The organism is Streptomyces sp. NPDC060209 (assembly GCF_042728155.1).
Lineage (GTDB): Bacteria > Actinomycetota > Actinomycetes > Streptomycetales > Streptomycetaceae > Streptomyces.
Map to the genome: position 1 here is coordinate 1 of NZ_JBHWZS010000040.1, position 15,151 is coordinate 15,151.

General features: G+C 70.0%; 12 protein-coding genes. 11 read left to right on the top strand and 1 reads right to left on the bottom strand.

What is annotated here, in order from left to right:
• Nucleotides 1-120: 120 nt before the first annotated feature.
• From ureA to cimA, 5 genes are all read left to right on the top strand, one after another.
• Complete coding sequence (gene ureA, locus ACFWFI_RS10985) at nucleotides 121-810, top strand: urease subunit gamma (RefSeq protein ID WP_387387875.1); 690 nt, start codon at nucleotides 121-123, stop codon at nucleotides 808-810.
• Nucleotides 810-2,492, top strand: coding sequence for an urease subunit alpha (locus ACFWFI_RS10990; RefSeq protein ID WP_387387876.1), 1,683 nt, complete (start codon nucleotides 810-812; stop codon nucleotides 2,490-2,492). Before ureA ends, ACFWFI_RS10990 begins: the two co-directional genes overlap by 1 nt.
• 8 nt (nucleotides 2,493-2,500) lie before the next feature.
• Complete coding sequence (locus ACFWFI_RS10995; RefSeq protein ID WP_387387877.1) at nucleotides 2,501-3,523, top strand: agmatine deiminase family protein; 1,023 nt, start codon at nucleotides 2,501-2,503, stop codon at nucleotides 3,521-3,523.
• A gap of 4 nt (nucleotides 3,524-3,527) precedes the next feature.
• Nucleotides 3,528-4,172, top strand: coding sequence for a TetR family transcriptional regulator C-terminal domain-containing protein (locus tag ACFWFI_RS11000; RefSeq protein WP_387387879.1), 645 nt, complete (start codon nucleotides 3,528-3,530; stop codon nucleotides 4,170-4,172).
• 278 nt (nucleotides 4,173-4,450) lie between these two features.
• Entirely contained in the window at nucleotides 4,451-6,058 is a 1,608-nt protein-coding gene (gene cimA / locus ACFWFI_RS11005) for a citramalate synthase (RefSeq protein ID WP_387387880.1), read from the top strand.
• Between the two features lie 9 nt (nucleotides 6,059-6,067).
• Here the strand turns inward: cimA and ACFWFI_RS11010 are convergent, their stop codons facing one another.
• Nucleotides 6,068-7,936 carry a ricin-type beta-trefoil lectin domain protein gene (locus ACFWFI_RS11010; protein ID WP_387387881.1) on the bottom strand — a complete coding sequence of 623 codons (1,869 nt, stop codon included), beginning with the start codon at nucleotides 7,934-7,936 and terminating at the stop codon, nucleotides 6,068-6,070.
• Nucleotides 7,937-8,214: 278 nt separating this feature from the next.
• Here ACFWFI_RS11010 and ACFWFI_RS11015 point away from each other — a divergent pair, with 278 nt between their 5' ends.
• The 6 genes from ACFWFI_RS11015 to ACFWFI_RS11040 all read left to right on the top strand — a co-directional run bounded on the left by ACFWFI_RS11015 (nucleotide 8,215) and on the right by ACFWFI_RS11040 (nucleotide 15,137).
• Entirely contained in the window at nucleotides 8,215-9,189 is a 975-nt protein-coding gene (locus ACFWFI_RS11015) for a LacI family DNA-binding transcriptional regulator (RefSeq protein WP_387387883.1), read from the top strand.
• Nucleotides 9,190-9,323: 134 nt separating this feature from the next.
• Nucleotides 9,324-11,003 carry an ABC transporter substrate-binding protein gene (locus ACFWFI_RS11020; RefSeq protein ID WP_387387885.1) on the top strand — a complete coding sequence of 560 codons (1,680 nt, stop codon included), beginning with the start codon at nucleotides 9,324-9,326 and terminating at the stop codon, nucleotides 11,001-11,003.
• Between the two features lie 18 nt (nucleotides 11,004-11,021).
• Entirely contained in the window at nucleotides 11,022-12,077 is a 1,056-nt protein-coding gene (locus ACFWFI_RS11025) for an ABC transporter ATP-binding protein (RefSeq protein ID WP_387387887.1), read from the top strand.
• Nucleotides 12,074-13,054, top strand: a complete 981-nt coding sequence (locus ACFWFI_RS11030; RefSeq protein ID WP_387387888.1) for an ABC transporter permease — start codon at nucleotides 12,074-12,076, stop codon at nucleotides 13,052-13,054. The genes ACFWFI_RS11025 and ACFWFI_RS11030 overlap by 4 nt, the downstream gene beginning before the upstream one ends.
• Before the next feature lie 5 nt (nucleotides 13,055-13,059).
• A complete protein-coding gene (locus ACFWFI_RS11035; protein WP_387387912.1) occupies nucleotides 13,060-14,154 on the top strand; it encodes an ABC transporter permease in 1,095 nt (364 codons plus the stop codon).
• Complete coding sequence (locus ACFWFI_RS11040) at nucleotides 14,151-15,137, top strand: ABC transporter ATP-binding protein (protein ID WP_387387889.1); 987 nt, start codon at nucleotides 14,151-14,153, stop codon at nucleotides 15,135-15,137. The genes ACFWFI_RS11035 and ACFWFI_RS11040 overlap by 4 nt, the downstream gene beginning before the upstream one ends.
• Nucleotides 15,138-15,151 lie beyond the last annotated feature (14 nt).

Below are 15,151 nucleotides of genomic sequence, written 5' to 3' on the forward strand. Positions count from 1 at the left end.
CCCCTCACCGGGGGCGCGGCCTTCGTCGTTCCCGCGCGGCCTCCGTCGTGCGCGCGCCCCGAGTTTTGAGCGTCGCTCAAAACCTGGTTAGAGTGCTGCTCCAACCAGGAGGTGCGTGACGTGCGACTGACTCCGACCGAACGCGACCGGCTGCTGCTCTTCGGCGCCGCCGAGCTGGCCAGGGCCCGGCGCGCCCGTGGCCTGCGGCTCAACGTCCCCGAGGCGACCGCCCTGATCGCGGACACCGTCTGCGAGGCGGCCAGGGACGGACGCAGGCTGGCCGAGGCGATCGAGGCCGCCCGCGCCGTGCTGGGACCCGACGACGTGCTGCCGGGTGTGGCCGACGTGGTCACCGAGGTCCATGTGGAGGCCGTCTTCGACGACGGCTCCCGGCTCGCGGTCGTCAGCGGCCCCCTCGAAGGCGGCACGCTCGGAGCCGATGCCCCCGGCGCGATCCTCCCCGGCCCCGCGACGCCCGAGCCGGAGCCCGCCCTGCGGCTCACCGTCCGTAACACCGCGACGGTCCCGGTCAGCGTGACGTCCCACTTCCACTTCTTCGAGGCCAATCCCCGGCTCGACTTCGACCGCGCGGCGGCGTACGGGATGCGGCTGGGCGTGCCGGCCGGTTCCTCCGTCCGGTTCGGTCCGGGCGAGAGGGCCGAAGCGGCCCTCGTCCCCATCGGCGGAGACCGGATCGCGATCGGCTTCGCCGGGCTCGTCGACGGACCGCTGGACGCGCCGGGAGCGAAGGAGGAGGCGCTGCGCAGGGCGACGGCCTGCGGCTACCTCGGAGCGGGGGAGGGGAACTGATGGATCCGTACGAGTACGCGTCCGTGCACGGGCCGCGCGCCGGGGACAGGGTCAGGCTCGGCGACTCCGGGCTGACCGTCCGGGTGGAGTCCGACGCGCAGAAGCAGGGGGACGAGTTCCTCGCAGGCTTCGGCAAGACGGCCCGTGACGGCCTGCACCTCAAGGCCGCCGCCGTCCGGGAGACCTGCGACGTCGTCATCAGCAACGTCCTGGTCATCGATGCGGTGCTGGGCATCCGGAAGGTCTCGGTCGGCATCCGCGAGGGCCGCATCGCCTCGATCGGACGGGCCGGCAACCCGGATACCCTCGACGGTGTCGACGTGGTCGTCGGCACGGGCACGACCATCGTCTCCGGTGAGGGCCTGATCGCGACGGCGGGCGCCGTGGACCCCCATGTCCACCTGCTCTCCCCACGCATCATGGAGGCGTCCCTGGCCTCCGGCGTCACCACGATCATCGGCCAGGAGTTCGGCCCGGTCTGGGGCGTAGGCGTCAACTCCCCGTGGGCCCTGCGCCACGCCTTCAACGCCTTCGACGCCTGGCCCGTCAACATCGGCTTCCTGGGCCGCGGTTCGTCCTCGCACCAGGCGCCGCTGGTGGAGGCCCTCGCCGAGGGCGGCGCCTGCGGCTTCAAGGTCCACGAGGACATGGGCGCCCACACCCGCGCCCTGGACACCGCACTGCGGGTCGCCGAGGAACACGACGTGCAGGTCGCGCTGCACAGCGACGGGCTGAACGAGTGCCTGTCCGTCGAGGACACCTTGAGCGTCCTCGAAGGCCGTACGATCCACGCCTTCCACATAGAGGGGTGCGGCGGCGGACACGTGCCCAACGTGCTGAAGATGGCGGGAGTCCCCAACGTCATCGGATCATCCACCAACCCGACGCTCCCCTTCGGTCGCGACGCGGTAGCCGAGCACTACGGGATGATCGTCTCCGTCCACGACCTCAAGACGGACCTCCCCGGCGACGCCGCCATGGCGCGTGACCGGATCAGGGCCGGGACCATGGGCGCCGAGGACGTGCTGCACGACCTGGGCGCCATCGGCATCACCTCGTCCGACGCACAGGGCATGGGACGGGCCGGTGAGACCGTACGCCGCACCTTCGCCATGGCCGCGAAGATGAAGGCCGAGCTCGGCCCCATGGAGGGGGACGGCCCCGGGGACGACAACGCCCGAGTGCTGCGCTACATCGCGAAGCTCACCGTCAACCCCGCCATCGCCCACGGACTTGCCCACGAGATCGGCTCCATCGAGACCGGGAAGCTCGCCGACATCGTCCTCTGGCGCCCCGAGTTCTTCGGCGCGAAGCCCCAGCTGGTCCTGAAGTCCGGCTTTCCCGCCTACGGGGTCACGGGCGACCCCAACGCCGCCACGGACACCTGTGAACCCCTCGTCCTGGGGCCGCAGTTCGGTGCCTACGGGGCCACGGCCGCCGATCTCTCCGTCGCCTTCGTCGCGGAGGCCGCCACCCAGCTGGGGTCCGACCTCATGCCCACCCGCCGCCGCAGGGTCGCGGTCCGGGGAACGCGCGGTATCGGACCCGCCGACCTGCGCCTCAACTCCCGCACCGGGAAGGTCGGCGTCGACGGCGACACAGGCCTCGTCACCCTCGACGGCGACCCGCTGCGCTCACCCGCAGCCGAATCCGTCTCCCTCAACCGCCTCTACTTCCTCTAGGACCCGCCATGACCTTCCGCATGCCGCCCGAGTGGGCACCGCACGAGCGCACCTGGATGGCCTGGCCCGGCCCCAACCCCACCTTCGCCACGGACGCCGAACTCGACGAGGCCCGCACGGCCTGGGCCGCCGTCGCCCGCGCCGTACGGCACTTCGAGCCCGTCACCGTGATCGTCGGCCCCGGCCAGGAGGGCAGCGCCCGCGCGCTCCTCGGCCCGGACATCGAGACGGCCGTACGGCCCCTCGACGACGCCTGGATGCGGGACATCGGACCGACCTTCGTCGTCGACGACGAAGGCGGGCAACTCGCCGCCGTCGACTGGACGTTCAACGGCTGGGGCGCTCAGGGCTGGGCGCGCTGGGAGCACGACCGGCACATCGCGCGCGGTGTCGCCGAGCTGGCCGGAGTGCCCGTGCACAGCTCGCCGCTGGTCAACGAGGGCGGCGCGGTGCACGTGGACGGCGAGGGCACCGTGCTGCTCACCGAGACCGTCCAGCTGGGCAAGGAGCGCAACCCCGGCTGGACCCGGCAGGCCGTGGAGGACGAGGTCCACGCCCGCCTCGGTACCGAGAAGGCCGTGTGGCTGCCGCGCGGTCTGGCCGGCGACTACGGCACGTACGGCACCCTCGGCCACGTCGACATCGTCGCCGCCTTCGCCCGCCCCGGTGTCGTCGTCGCACACGTCCAGCCCGACGCCTCCCACCCGGACCACGAGATCACCCGTGAGACGGTCCGGATCCTGCGGGCCGCCACCGACGCCCGGGGCCGCCCGCTGGAGGTGGTGGAGATCCCGGCGCCCACGGTGCTGCGCGACGCCGACGGCGCATGGGCCGACTACTCCTACATCAACCACTACCTCTGCAACGACGGAGTGATCCTGTGCGCCTTCGACGACCCGAGGGACGAGGAGGCGGCGGCGGTGTTCGGTGACCTGTTCCCCGACCGTACGGTGACCCCCGTCGACGCCCGTACGATCTTTGCCGGTGGTGGAGGCATCCACTGCATCACGCAGCAACAGCCCAGGATCTGAAACCGTGCCCCGTAGCCCGCGCCGCCGCAACATCGCCCCGCCCAGGGAGGACGTGCTCGCCGCCGTCATGGCCACCGTCGCCGAGCGCGGACTCGAAGGGCTCACCATGGCGGGGCTCGGCCGTGAGGTCGGGATGAGCAGCGGGCACCTCCTCTACTACTTCCGCACCAAGGACGAGCTGCTGCTGCAGACCCTGGAGTGGAGCGAGGCACGGCTCGGCGCCGAACGCCGGGCCCTGCTCACCGGGCCCGGCAGCGCACGCGAGCGGCTCGACGCCTACATCGGGCTGTATGTCCCCGACGGCCACCGCGACCCGCACTGGACGCTCTGGCTGGAGGTGTGGAACCGCTCGCAGGACGCCGACGACGACGCCCGCGCCCGCCAGGCGGCCATCGAGGACGCCTGGCACCTCGACCTCGTGGAGCTGCTCGCCGACGGCATCGCGCGCGGCGAGTTCCGTGCCGTCGACACCGCCCGGGCCGCTACCCGCCTGCGGGCCCTGATGGACGGGTTCAGCGTCCATGTCACCGTGGGCATCCCCGGAACGGGACGGGAGCAGGTCCTGGACCAGATGCACAGGTATGCGGACGAGGCGCTCATGCCTCCCGGGTCCGACACCCGTGCGACGGAGGTCACGCCCGCATCCTGAGACGGGCCGAGACCCGGGCGTGCCGTTGTGCCAGACTGCGAGCGTGTCCTCGTTCGCCATGATTATCGGCAGCAGGCGCGCCGGTCCGCAGTGACCGTCCCGTATCACCATGTACGTGACGGACATCGTGCCCCAGACCCGCGCGCAGACCTCTCGCACCCGCGAGGGGTTTTTTCGTTTTCCGGCCCACACCACGGCCGGAGCGAGGCACGCGAGATGATGGGGGCAAGTGGAGCCGATTCGTCCGGATCCGCTCACCCGACAGGAGTCAGATCAGCATGACCACCAAGGCCACGGCCCCCGACGACACCTTCCATGTCTTCGACACCACCCTGCGCGACGGTGCGCAGCGTGAAGGCATCAACCTGACGGTCGCGGACAAGCTGACCATTGCCCGGCATCTGGACGACTTCGGCGTGGGCTTCATCGAGGGGGGCTGGCCCGGTGCCAACCCCCGCGACACCGAGTTCTTCGCCCGTGCCCAGCAGGAGATCGACTTCGAGCACGCCCAGCTCGTCGCGTTCGGCGCCACCCGCAGGGCCGGAGGCAAGGCCGCCGAGGACCCGCAGGTGCAGGCGCTCCTGGACTCGGGCGCCCCGGTGGTCACACTGGTCGCCAAGTCCCACGACCGCCACGTGGAACTGGCCCTGCGCACCACCCTGGACGAGAACCTGGAGATGGTCCGCGACACCGTCGCCCACCTCCGGGAGCAGGGCCGCCGGGTCTTCGTCGACTGCGAGCACTTCTTCGACGGCTACCGCGCCAACCCGGAGTACGCCAAGTCGGTCGTGCGCACCGCCCACGAGGCCGGGGCCGATGTCGTCATCCTCTGCGACACCAACGGCGGGATGCTTCCCGCCCAGGTCCAGGCCGTCGTCTCCACCGTCCTCGCCGACACCGGCGCCCGGATCGGCATCCACGCCCAGGACGACACGGGTTGCGCCGTCGCCAACACCCTTGCCGCCGTGGACGCCGGCGCCACGCATGTGCAGTGCACCGCCAACGGCTACGGAGAGCGGGTCGGCAACGCCAACCTCTTCCCCGTCGTCGCCGCGCTGGAACTCAAGTACGGCAAGACCGTCCTGCACGAGGGCGCGCTCGCCGACATGACCCGCATCTCCCACGCCATCGCCGAGGTCGTGAACCTCACGCCCTCCACCCACCAGCCGTACGTGGGCGTCTCCGCCTTCGCCCACAAGGCCGGACTGCACGCCTCGGCGATCAAGGTCGACCCGGACCTCTACCAGCACATCGACCCGGAGCGTGTCGGCAACACCATGCGGATGCTCGTGTCCGACATGGCGGGCCGAGCCTCCATCGAGCTCAAGGGCAAAGAGCTCGGCATCGACCTGGGAGACGACCGCGCGCTCGTCGGGAGGGTCGTCGAGCGGGTCAAGGAGCGTGAGCTCAAGGGCTACACCTACGAGGCGGCCGACGCCTCCTTCGAGCTACTGCTGCGCGCCGAGGTCGAGGGCAGGCCCCGCCGCTACTTCCGCGTCGAGTCCTGGCGGGCCATCGTCGAGGACCGCCCCGACGGCACCCACGCCAACGAGGCGACCGTGAAGCTCTGGGCCAAGGGGGAGCGGATCGTCGCCACCGCCGAGGGCAACGGCCCGGTCAACGCCCTGGACCGGGCGCTGCGCGTCGGCCTGGAGCGGATCTACCCGCAGCTCGCCAAGCTGGAGCTGATCGACTACAAGGTCCGCATCCTGGAAGGCCGCACCGGCACCGAATCCACCACCCGGGTACTGATCACCACGGGTGACGGATCCGGTGACTGGGCGACGGTCGGCGTGGCCGAGAACGTCATCGCGGCGTCCTGGCAGGCCCTGGAGGACGCGTACACCTACGGCCTGCTGCGTGCGGGCATCGAGCCCACCGACTGACGGTGCCCGCTACTGGAGCCGCCACTTCTGGTTGGCGGCTCCGGTGCAGGTCCAGATCTGGACGCGGGCGCCGTTCGCCGTGGACCTGTCGGCCACGTCCAGGCACTTGTCCGCCGCCGTGTTGACCACGTCCCCCGTCGCGGAGTTGTACGTCCAGCGTTGCGCGCCCGACCCGTTGCAGGTGTACAGCTGGACCTTTGCTCCGTCGGCCGTGGAGCCCGACGTGACGTCCAGGCAGGCGCCGAGCACCTTCACGGAGCCGTCGCCGGAGACCGTCCACTTCTGGTTGGCCGCGCCGGTGCAGTCCCAGATCTGGACCGGGGTCCCGTCCGAGCCGCTGTTGCCCGTGGCGTCCAGGCACTTGCCGTCGGCGCCGGCGAGGGCGCCACTGCTGCCCGAGGAACCCGACTGGGTGCCCGACCAGGTGAACGTCGCCGAGGTGCGGCCCGGCAGGGAGTAGGCGAACTTCTGCCCGCCCCAGTTGACGGTGACCTGCTGGGCGGACGCCGAACCGTTGTAGGCGATCAGGGCCTTCGAGCCGTCCGGGTTGCGCCACGCCACGTTGGGCACGGTGGAGCTGCCAGTGGAGGCGATGCGGGCGGCGCCGGGCCGGACGTACTTCGTCAGGTGGCCCATCGTGTAGTACTCGATCGTGTAGTCGACCTGGCCGTGCCTGCTGTCCCCGTTGTGCACGGTGACCAGCCCGTCGCAGGTGCCGCAACCGCCGTTGTGGGGGCCGCGGTTCTGGTCGACGGCGAGCGACCACTTGGTCACCGACTTCGCCCAGTTGCGGGTGTAGTCGATGATGTTGAGCATGTCCTCGCGCTGCTGGTCGGCGATCCAGGTGCCGCCCGAGTGCTCGGTCTGGAATGCGTCCATCTGCGGGTACCGGTCGTGCACGGCCGTCTGCTTCGCGATGTCACCGCCGTAGCCGTGCCAGGCGACCCCGCCGAAGTTCGGGTGGCTGCGCACCGCGGCGTCGTCGACCGTGGGGGCCGCGTACGCGTCGTAGCTGTCCCAGTTCCAGTCGTGCGCCAGCACCTTGGTGGCCAGGCCCGCGGACTGGAGCTTCGGCAGCAGCTCGCTCTTGGTGAAGTAGGCAAGCCCCGAGCCGTTCCAGCTCATCGACGGGTAGCCGGAGCAGCAGGTCGGCTCGTTCTGCGCGGTGACGTAGTCGACCGGGACGCCCTGGGCCTTCCACGCCTGGAGGTACTTCACGAAGTAGTCCGCGTAGGCGCCGTAGTTCTCGGCCTTCAGCCAGCCGCCGTTGAGCTGCCCGTTGTCCTTCATCCACGCCGGGGCCGTCCACGGGGAGGCGACCGTCGTGAGCGCCGGGTTGAGCTGCTCGGCCTGCTTGGTGAGCGGCAGCACGTCCTGCAGATCGTGTGCGATCGAGAAGTTGGCGAGATTCGGGTCCGTCTGGCCGGCCGGCATGTCGTCGTAGGTGTACCCGAATCGGGCCAGGTCGGATCCGCCCATCGGATTGCGTACGAATGACAGCCCGATGCCCTCCGTGGGGGAGAAGAGCTTCTTCATCGTCGCGTCGCGGGTCGCCTGACTCAGTGCCCCGCTGCCCTTCATCAGCCAGGCCGCCGTGTCCGTGAACGAGGCACCGCCGCCGGTGAAGGTCTGGTAGCGGGTGTTCTCGTCGACGGTGATGTTCGTGCCGGAACCGCCGTTGCCGGCGCCGAAGGCGATCGGTGTCTGTGCCTGGAGGCCGCGGGTGACATGACGGCCACCGGAGTCGTCCGTGGTGGTCAGCGCGATGTTCACGGTCTCGCCGGCGGCCTGCGCGGTGCCGGAGGAGAGCCCGGCCAGGCCCGCGGTCGCGAGCGCTGTCGCGACGAGGACTCTCGCCGTTCTGCTTGTCCGAATCATGGCTGCTGCCTTTCTCGGCAGGGGTGTGGGGGAAGTGCCGTCGAACGAGCCGTGAGTGAACTGCTCTTACGTGCCCACGTCAAGAGGTCCGTTCGTTCAATAAATGAACGGAAGCCTCACCGGAGCTGCTTCGATCATCGGTCCGGACCAATCTCGGTGTGAAGTATTGACGCCTCTGTTCCGGCGCGGTTAACTCCAGCCGCAACGCCGGTACCGGTTCCGGAACCGGTACCGAAGCCCGTCCGACCCTCTGTCCCGCCTTGTCCCTGGAGGCCCCGTTGCGTGTCACCATCGCCGATGTCGCCCGCGAGGCCGGCGTCAGCAAGACGACCGTGTCCCGGGTCATCAACCTCAAGGGCGAAGTGGACGGTTCGACGGCCGCCCGTGTTCGTGAAGTGATCGCAGGCCTCGGCTACGTACCCAGCTCCGGCGCCGTCGGGCTGGCGCGTGGCCGCAGTCGTACGGTGGGCCTGCTGGTGCCGTCGTTCACCTGGCCGTGGATGGGTGAGGTGCTCCAGGGGATCGTCGACACGGTCGAGGCCGCCGACTACGGGCTGCTGCTCTTCACCTGCACCCGGGGGGCGGAGTCCGTCAAGCGCTTCACCACCCAGGTGTCGGCGCGCGCCTTCGACGGGCTCGTCGTCGTCGAACCGGAGAACACGCTCGACCAGCTCACCGAACTGCACCGCTCCGGGCTGCCGATCGTCCTGATCGACGACCGGGGCCACCACCCCGAATTCCCCTCCGTCGTGACCACCAATCACGAGGGAGGTGCGTCCGCCGCCCGTCATCTGCGAGCGGCGGGGCGCACCAGGCCGCTGGTCGTCACCGGCCCGCAGCATTTCGGCTGCGTACGCGACCGGCTCGCGGGCTTCCGCTCGGTCCTGCCCACCGAGCTGGTCGTGGACGGGGACTTCACGGAACGCCGAGGGCGTCTCGTCGTGGAGGAACTCCTGGCCGCCGGGACGGAGTTCGACTCCGTCTTCGCCCTCAACGACATCAGCGCTGCCGGGGTCCTGCGGGCCCTGAGAGCCGCCGGCCGCCGCGTTCCCGACGACATCGCGGTGGTCGGCTTCGACGACATCCCGATGGCCGAACACACCGAACCGCCGCTGACCACCGTGCACCAGCCCACCCGGCAGATGGGTGTGGCGGCGGCCCGCCTGCTGCTCTCCCACCTCGGCGGCACCGCCGTACCGGACGGACCGGTCGTGCTGCCCACCGAACTGGTCGTGCGCCACTCGGCGCCGTAACGGACCCGGCCCCGCCGGTCATCCGTCCGCATCCCCGAACCAGCCGCACCCGGCACCCGCACCACCCGCCCCGGCGCGTCGAGCGCTGTCCACACCACCGGATCTCCCAGACCCGCAGTCCTCCTGGAGTCGCCATGTCCGTACGCCGTCGTCACACTCTGAGAGCGCTCTCAGTCGCCACCGCCGTGGTCGCGCTCGCCGCGGGCTGCTCGTCCGCCAACTCGGGCGCCAACAAGGGGGGCGGAGCCGGCGCCTCCGGCGTACTGAACCTCGGGAAGCCCGACGGGCCGCAGACGAACAACAGCAACCCGTTCCTCGCCACCTCCGCGAGCGCCACGCTCGGCTACCGGTACATGATCTACGAGCCGCTGGCGATGACCAACCAGATCCGCCCCACCGACAAGGCGGACCCCTGGCTCGCGACCGCGTGGGACTGGGAGTCCAACTTCACCAAGCTCACCTTCACCCTCGACGAGCGGGCCAAGTGGGCCGACGGGAAGCCGCTGACCGCCGAGGACGTCGCCTTCACCTTCGAACTGCTGAAGAAGCACCCGGCGCTCAACGGCAACGGCATCCCGTACGACGGCGTCGCGGTCGAGGGCAAGAAGGTCGTCCTGACCTTCAAGGACTCCCAGTTCGTCAACCAGAACAAGATCATCACGACCTACGTCGTGCCCAAGCACATCTGGGAGAAGGTCGAGAACCCGGAGACCTGGCCCAACCGCACCCCGGTCGGATCCGGCCCGTACAAGCTGAAGACCTTCACCCCGCAGACCACCACCCTGACCGCCACGCCCACCTACTGGAAGGGCAAGACCAAGGTCAAGGAGCTGCGCTACAGCACGTACAACGACAACAGCGCCGCGACCACGGCCCTGGCCAACGGCAAGCTCGAGTGGTCGTTCGTCTTCATGCCGAACTACAAGCAGCTGTACGTCGCCAAGGACACGAAGAACCACAAGCTCTGGTTCCCCTCGGGGCTCGGCATCCACGGCCTCTGGTTCAACACCGCCCGCAAGCCGTTCGACAACCCGGCGCTGCGCAAGGCGATGGCCATGGTCGTCGACCGCAACGCGATCCACGTGCAGGCACAGGCCACGCTCTACCCGGAGATCAGCAACCCGACCGGCATCCCCCTGCCCGCCGGTGACCCGTTCCTCGCCCCGGAGTACAAGAGCGCCACCACGAAGCCCGACGTGGACGGCGCCAAGGCGCTGCTCAAGGACGCCGGCTTCAAGCTCAGCGGTGGCGTCCTCAAGGACCCGAGCGGCAAGCCCGTCGAGCTGACCTTCACCGACCCGGCCGGCTGGAACGACTACATCACCGGGCTCTCGATCATCAAGGACAACATCAAGCAGCTGGGCATCGAGGCCAAGGTCAAGACCCAGACCGCCGAGGCCTGGACCAACGACGTCGCCGCCGGCAACTTCGACGCCACCCTGCACTGGACCAACAGTGGCGCCACGCCCTACGACATGTACCAGAACATCATGGACGGGGCGATCCTCCAGCCCATCGGCAAGCCCTCCCAGCTCGGCAACTTCGGCCGCTTCAAGAGCCCCGAGGCCACCGCCGCGCTGAAGGAGTACGCCAACGCCACGGACGACGCGACGCGCACCAAGGCCATGAACTCCCTCCAGAAGATCATGGTCGAGCAGGCGCCGGTCATCCCGACGGCCGCGGCCCCCATCGGTGCCGAGTACTCCACGAAGAACTGGGTGGGCTGGCCGACCGAGGAGGACCCCTACGCAGCCCCGCAGCACACCCAGCCGGACGCGCTGGAAGTCGTGCTGAACCTGAAGCCCGCCAAGTAAGCACGGGAAGAACCGGCCATGACCACCGAACAGTCCGAAGACGTGCGCACCACGACGGATGTGGTGCTCGAAGCACGCGGAGTCACCAAGCACTTCCCCGTACGGCGCACCGGCAAGGACCTCCTCGCCCGCAGCCGCCGTACCGTCCACGCCGTCGACGACGTCTCGCTGAAGCTCCGGCGCGGCACCGTCACGGCTCTGGTGGGGGAGTCCGGCTCGGGCAAATCCACCGTCGCACGGCTGCTCGCCCAGCTGTACCCGCTCACCGCGGGGGAGATCGAGCTGGGCGGCACGGCGGTGAAGGCCGGGCGTGGCCGGTCCTTCCGTAGATACGTCAAGCAGGTCCAGCTGATCTTCCAGGACCCCTTCGCCTCGCTCAACCCGGTGCACACCGTGCGCTACCACTTGACCCGCGCCCTGAAGATCCACGGCCGGGCGGGGAGCGGGGACGCGGAACTGGAGACCAACCTGGCGGCTCTGCTGGAACGCGTCCAGTTGACTCCTCCTCATCAGTACCTGGAGAAGTTCCCGCACGAGCTGTCGGGAGGGCAGCGCCAGCGCGTCGCGATCGCGCGCGCGCTCGGCGCCGACCCCCAGGTGCTGCTCGCCGACGAGCCGGTGTCGATGCTGGACGTGTCGATCCGGCTCGGGGTCCTCAACCTGCTCCGCGACCTCAAGGAGCGCCTGCACCTGGCGATCCTCTACATCACCCACGACATCGCGTCCGCCCGCTACTTCGCGGACACGACCCTGGTGATGTACGCCGGCCGGATCGTCGAGGGCGGTGACAGCGAGACCGTCACCCAGCACCCCGCGCACCCCTACACCCAGCTGCTCATCGCCTCCGCGCCGGACCCCGACCGGGTGGCGGACACCGAGGCGCAGGAGGAGACCGGGAGCGGCGAGCCGCCCTCCCTGATCGCCCCGCCGGCCGGCTGCCGCTTCCACCCCCGCTGCCCGAAGGCCATGGAGCGCTGCCGCACCGAGCTGCCGCCGCGCTTCGACCTGGCCGACGGCCAGTGGGCCGCCTGCTGGCTGTACGACGGCACCACCGCCGAGGGAGCAGCGAAGTGAAGTACATCCTCCAGCGGTTCGCCTTCTACGCGGTCACGGCGTGGGCCGCCATCACCATCAACTTCCTGATCCCGCGCATGATGCCGGGCGACCCCGTCGACGCCCTGATGAGCCGCTACCAGGGGCAGCTCGACACCACCGCCATCGCCTCGCTGAAGGCGCTGTTCGGACTCGACGAGAACCAGTCCATCTGGTCGCAGTACACCGACTACTGGTCGCACCTGCTCGACGGCGACCTCGGGCTCTCCTTCACCTTCTTCCCGACCCCGGTCGGCGAGGTGATCTCCCAGTCGCTGCCCTGGACGCTCGCCCTGGTCGGGATCACCACCATGATCAGCTTCCTGCTCGGCACCGGCATCGGCGTCTACAGCGGCTGGCGGCGCGGCTCCTGGCTGGACGGGCTGCTGCCCGTGACCACCTTCATCTCGGCCATCCCGTACTTCTGGCTGGGCCTCATCGCCATCGCGGTGTTCGCGGTGAAGTGGCAGATCTTCCCGGCCGCCGGAGGGTACGACAACTCCCTGGTCCCGGCCTTCGACTGGCCGTTCATCTCCAGCGCGCTCTACCACGGGGTGCTCCCCGGCGTGACGATCGTCCTGAGCGCAATCGCCGGGTGGATCCTCGGCATGCGCAACATGATGGTGACGGTCTCCTCGGAGGACTACGTCATGGTCGCGCAGGCCAAGGGGCTCTCCGAGCGGCGGGTGATGTTCTCCTACGCCGCACGCAACGCCGTCCTGCCGAACATCTCGGGCTTCGCCCTCTCGCTGGGCTTCATCGTCGGCGGCACCCTGCTGGTCGAGATGGTCTTCTCCTACCCGGGCATCGGCTACCAGCTCTTCCAGGCCGTCGGAGCCAAGGACTACCCGCTCATGCAGGGCGTCTTCCTGATCATCACGCTCTCCGTGCTCGCCGCGAACCTGCTGGCCGACATGGCCTACGCCCTCCTCGACCCCCGCACTCGTAAGGAGGCATGACGACTGTGTCCGTCACCGCCACCGACGTCGCCGTACTGGACGACCCGCCCACCCCCGCCGCGGCCGGCCGGGTCAGGTTCCGCTTCCTGCGCGGAGGGAAGACCCGCACCGGGCTGCTGATCCTCGCGTTCTTCTTGATCCTCGCCGTGGCCGGCCCCTGGCTCGCCCCGTACGACCCGGACGCGATGAGCGACCAGCTGCTGCAACCGCCGTCCTCCGACCACTGGTTCGGGACGACCCAGACCGGGCAGGACGTCCTCTCCCAGATCCTGGTCGGAACCCGCGGCGTGCTGCTCGTCGGATTCCTCGCCGGCATCCTGGCGACCGTGCTGTCCGTGCTCATCGGGGTCAGCGCGGGGTTCCTCGGCGGAGCCGCCGACGAGATCCTCTCGATGCTCTCCAACATCTTCCTCGTCATCCCGGGCCTGCCGCTGATCATCATCATCGCGAGCTTCGTCGAGGACACCGGGGACATGCTGATAGCCGTCGTCATCGCCCTCACCTCATGGGCCTGGGGGGCACGCGTGCTGCGCGCCCAGACCCTGTCGCTCCGGCGCCGCGACTACGTGGAGGCCGCCCGCGCCACCGGTGAGTCGACCTGGCGGATCATCCTGTTCGAGGTGATGCCGAACCTCACCGCCGTCATCGCGTCCGGATTCGTCGGCACCGTCATCTTCGCGGTCCTCTCGGAGATCACCCTCGCCTTCATCGGCGTGGCCGACATCTCCCACTGGAACTGGGGGACGGTGCTCTTCTGGGCACAGTCCAACCAGGCCCTGGCCCAGGGCGCCTGGTGGTGGTTCGTCCCGGCCGGCCTGTGCATCGCGCTGCTGGGCACGGCGCTCGCCCTCATCAACTTCGGCATCGACGAGTTCGTCAACCCGCGCCTGCGCACCGCGACGGGCTCCTCCCGGAAGGTCCGGATGCGGGTCGGCTTCACCCCCGTGGTCCGCACCGCCGGGACCCGGTCGCCCGGCGCGTCCGAGCCGCCCGCGTTCACCCCGGTGGTCCGCGACGGCGTGACCCGGCCGTCCGGTGTGCCGACACCGTCCGGCGCCCCCGAATCGCCCGGCAAGTCCAGCAAGGAGCACAGCGCATGACCGCCGAGCCGATCCTCACCATCAGCGGCCTGAACGTCGACTACGGCACCGGCGCGACCGGCGTCCGCGCGCTGCGGGACATCGACCTCACCCTGCACCGCGGTGAAGTCCTCGGTCTGGCGGGCGAGTCGGGCTCGGGCAAGTCCACGCTGGCGTACGCCGTCACCCGGCTGCTCTCCCCGCCCGGGGTGATCACCGGGGGCGACGTGCACTACCACCGGCCGGGCGGTGAGGCCGTCGACATCCTCGCCCTGAGCCCGGACGAGCTGCGAGCCTTCCGCTGGCAGGAGCTGTCGATCGTGTTCCAGGGAGCGATGAACTCGCTGAACCCGGTGCACACCGTCCACAGCCAGCTCACCGACGTGCTCACCGCGCACCGCCCCGGCATGCGGGCCGCCGAGCGGACCGCGCGGGCCGAGGAGCTGCTGAACCTCGTCGGCATCTCCGCCGACCGGCTCGTCGCCTACCCGCACCAGCTCTCGGGCGGCATGCGCCAGCGCGTGATGATCGCGATGGCGCTCGCCCTGGAACCCGAGATCGTCATCATGGACGAGCCCACCACCGCGCTGGACGTCGTCATGCAGCGGCAGATCCTGCGCAAGCTGGTGGAGCTGCGCGAGCGTCTCTCCTTCTCCGTCGTGTTCATCACCCACGACATCTCGCTGCTCATCGAGTTCTCCGACCGGATCGCCATCATGTACGGCGGGCGGATCGTGGAGCAGGCGGGAGCCGCCGAGATCTACCGCGACCCCCGCCACCCCTACAGCGAGGGCCTGCTGCACTCCTTCCCCGCGCTGCACGGCCCCCGGCGCGAGCTCACCGGCATCCCCGGCTCACCCCCGCACCTGTCCGCGATGCCCTCGGGCTGCGCCTTCCACCCCCGGTGCGGCAAGGCCTTCGAACCGTGCGCGCAGCGGGTCCCGGTCCTCGCCCCGCCGGACGCCGGCCAGGACCGCGAAGCCGCCTGCTGGCTGCACCACTGACCGACGCACCACCG

What these genes read in the sequence shown, in the direction of transcription:
- ACFWFI_RS10990 (WP_387387876.1), top strand. Translation starts at nt 810, where the DNA reads ATGGATCCGTACGAGTACGCGTCCGTGCACGGGCCGCGCGCCGGGGAC.
- ACFWFI_RS10995 (WP_387387877.1), top strand. Translation starts at nt 2,501, where the DNA reads ATGACCTTCCGCATGCCGCCCGAGTGGGCACCGCACGAGCGCACCTGG.
- cimA (WP_387387880.1), top strand. Translation starts at nt 4,451, where the DNA reads ATGACCACCAAGGCCACGGCCCCCGACGACACCTTCCATGTCTTCGAC.
- ACFWFI_RS11010 (WP_387387881.1), bottom strand. Translation starts at nt 7,936, where the DNA reads ATGATTCGGACAAGCAGAACGGCGAGAGTCCTCGTCGCGACAGCGCTC.
- ACFWFI_RS11020 (WP_387387885.1), top strand. Translation starts at nt 9,324, where the DNA reads ATGTCCGTACGCCGTCGTCACACTCTGAGAGCGCTCTCAGTCGCCACC.
- ACFWFI_RS11025 (WP_387387887.1), top strand. Translation starts at nt 11,022, where the DNA reads ATGACCACCGAACAGTCCGAAGACGTGCGCACCACGACGGATGTGGTG.
- ACFWFI_RS11040 (WP_387387889.1), top strand. Translation starts at nt 14,151, where the DNA reads ATGACCGCCGAGCCGATCCTCACCATCAGCGGCCTGAACGTCGACTAC.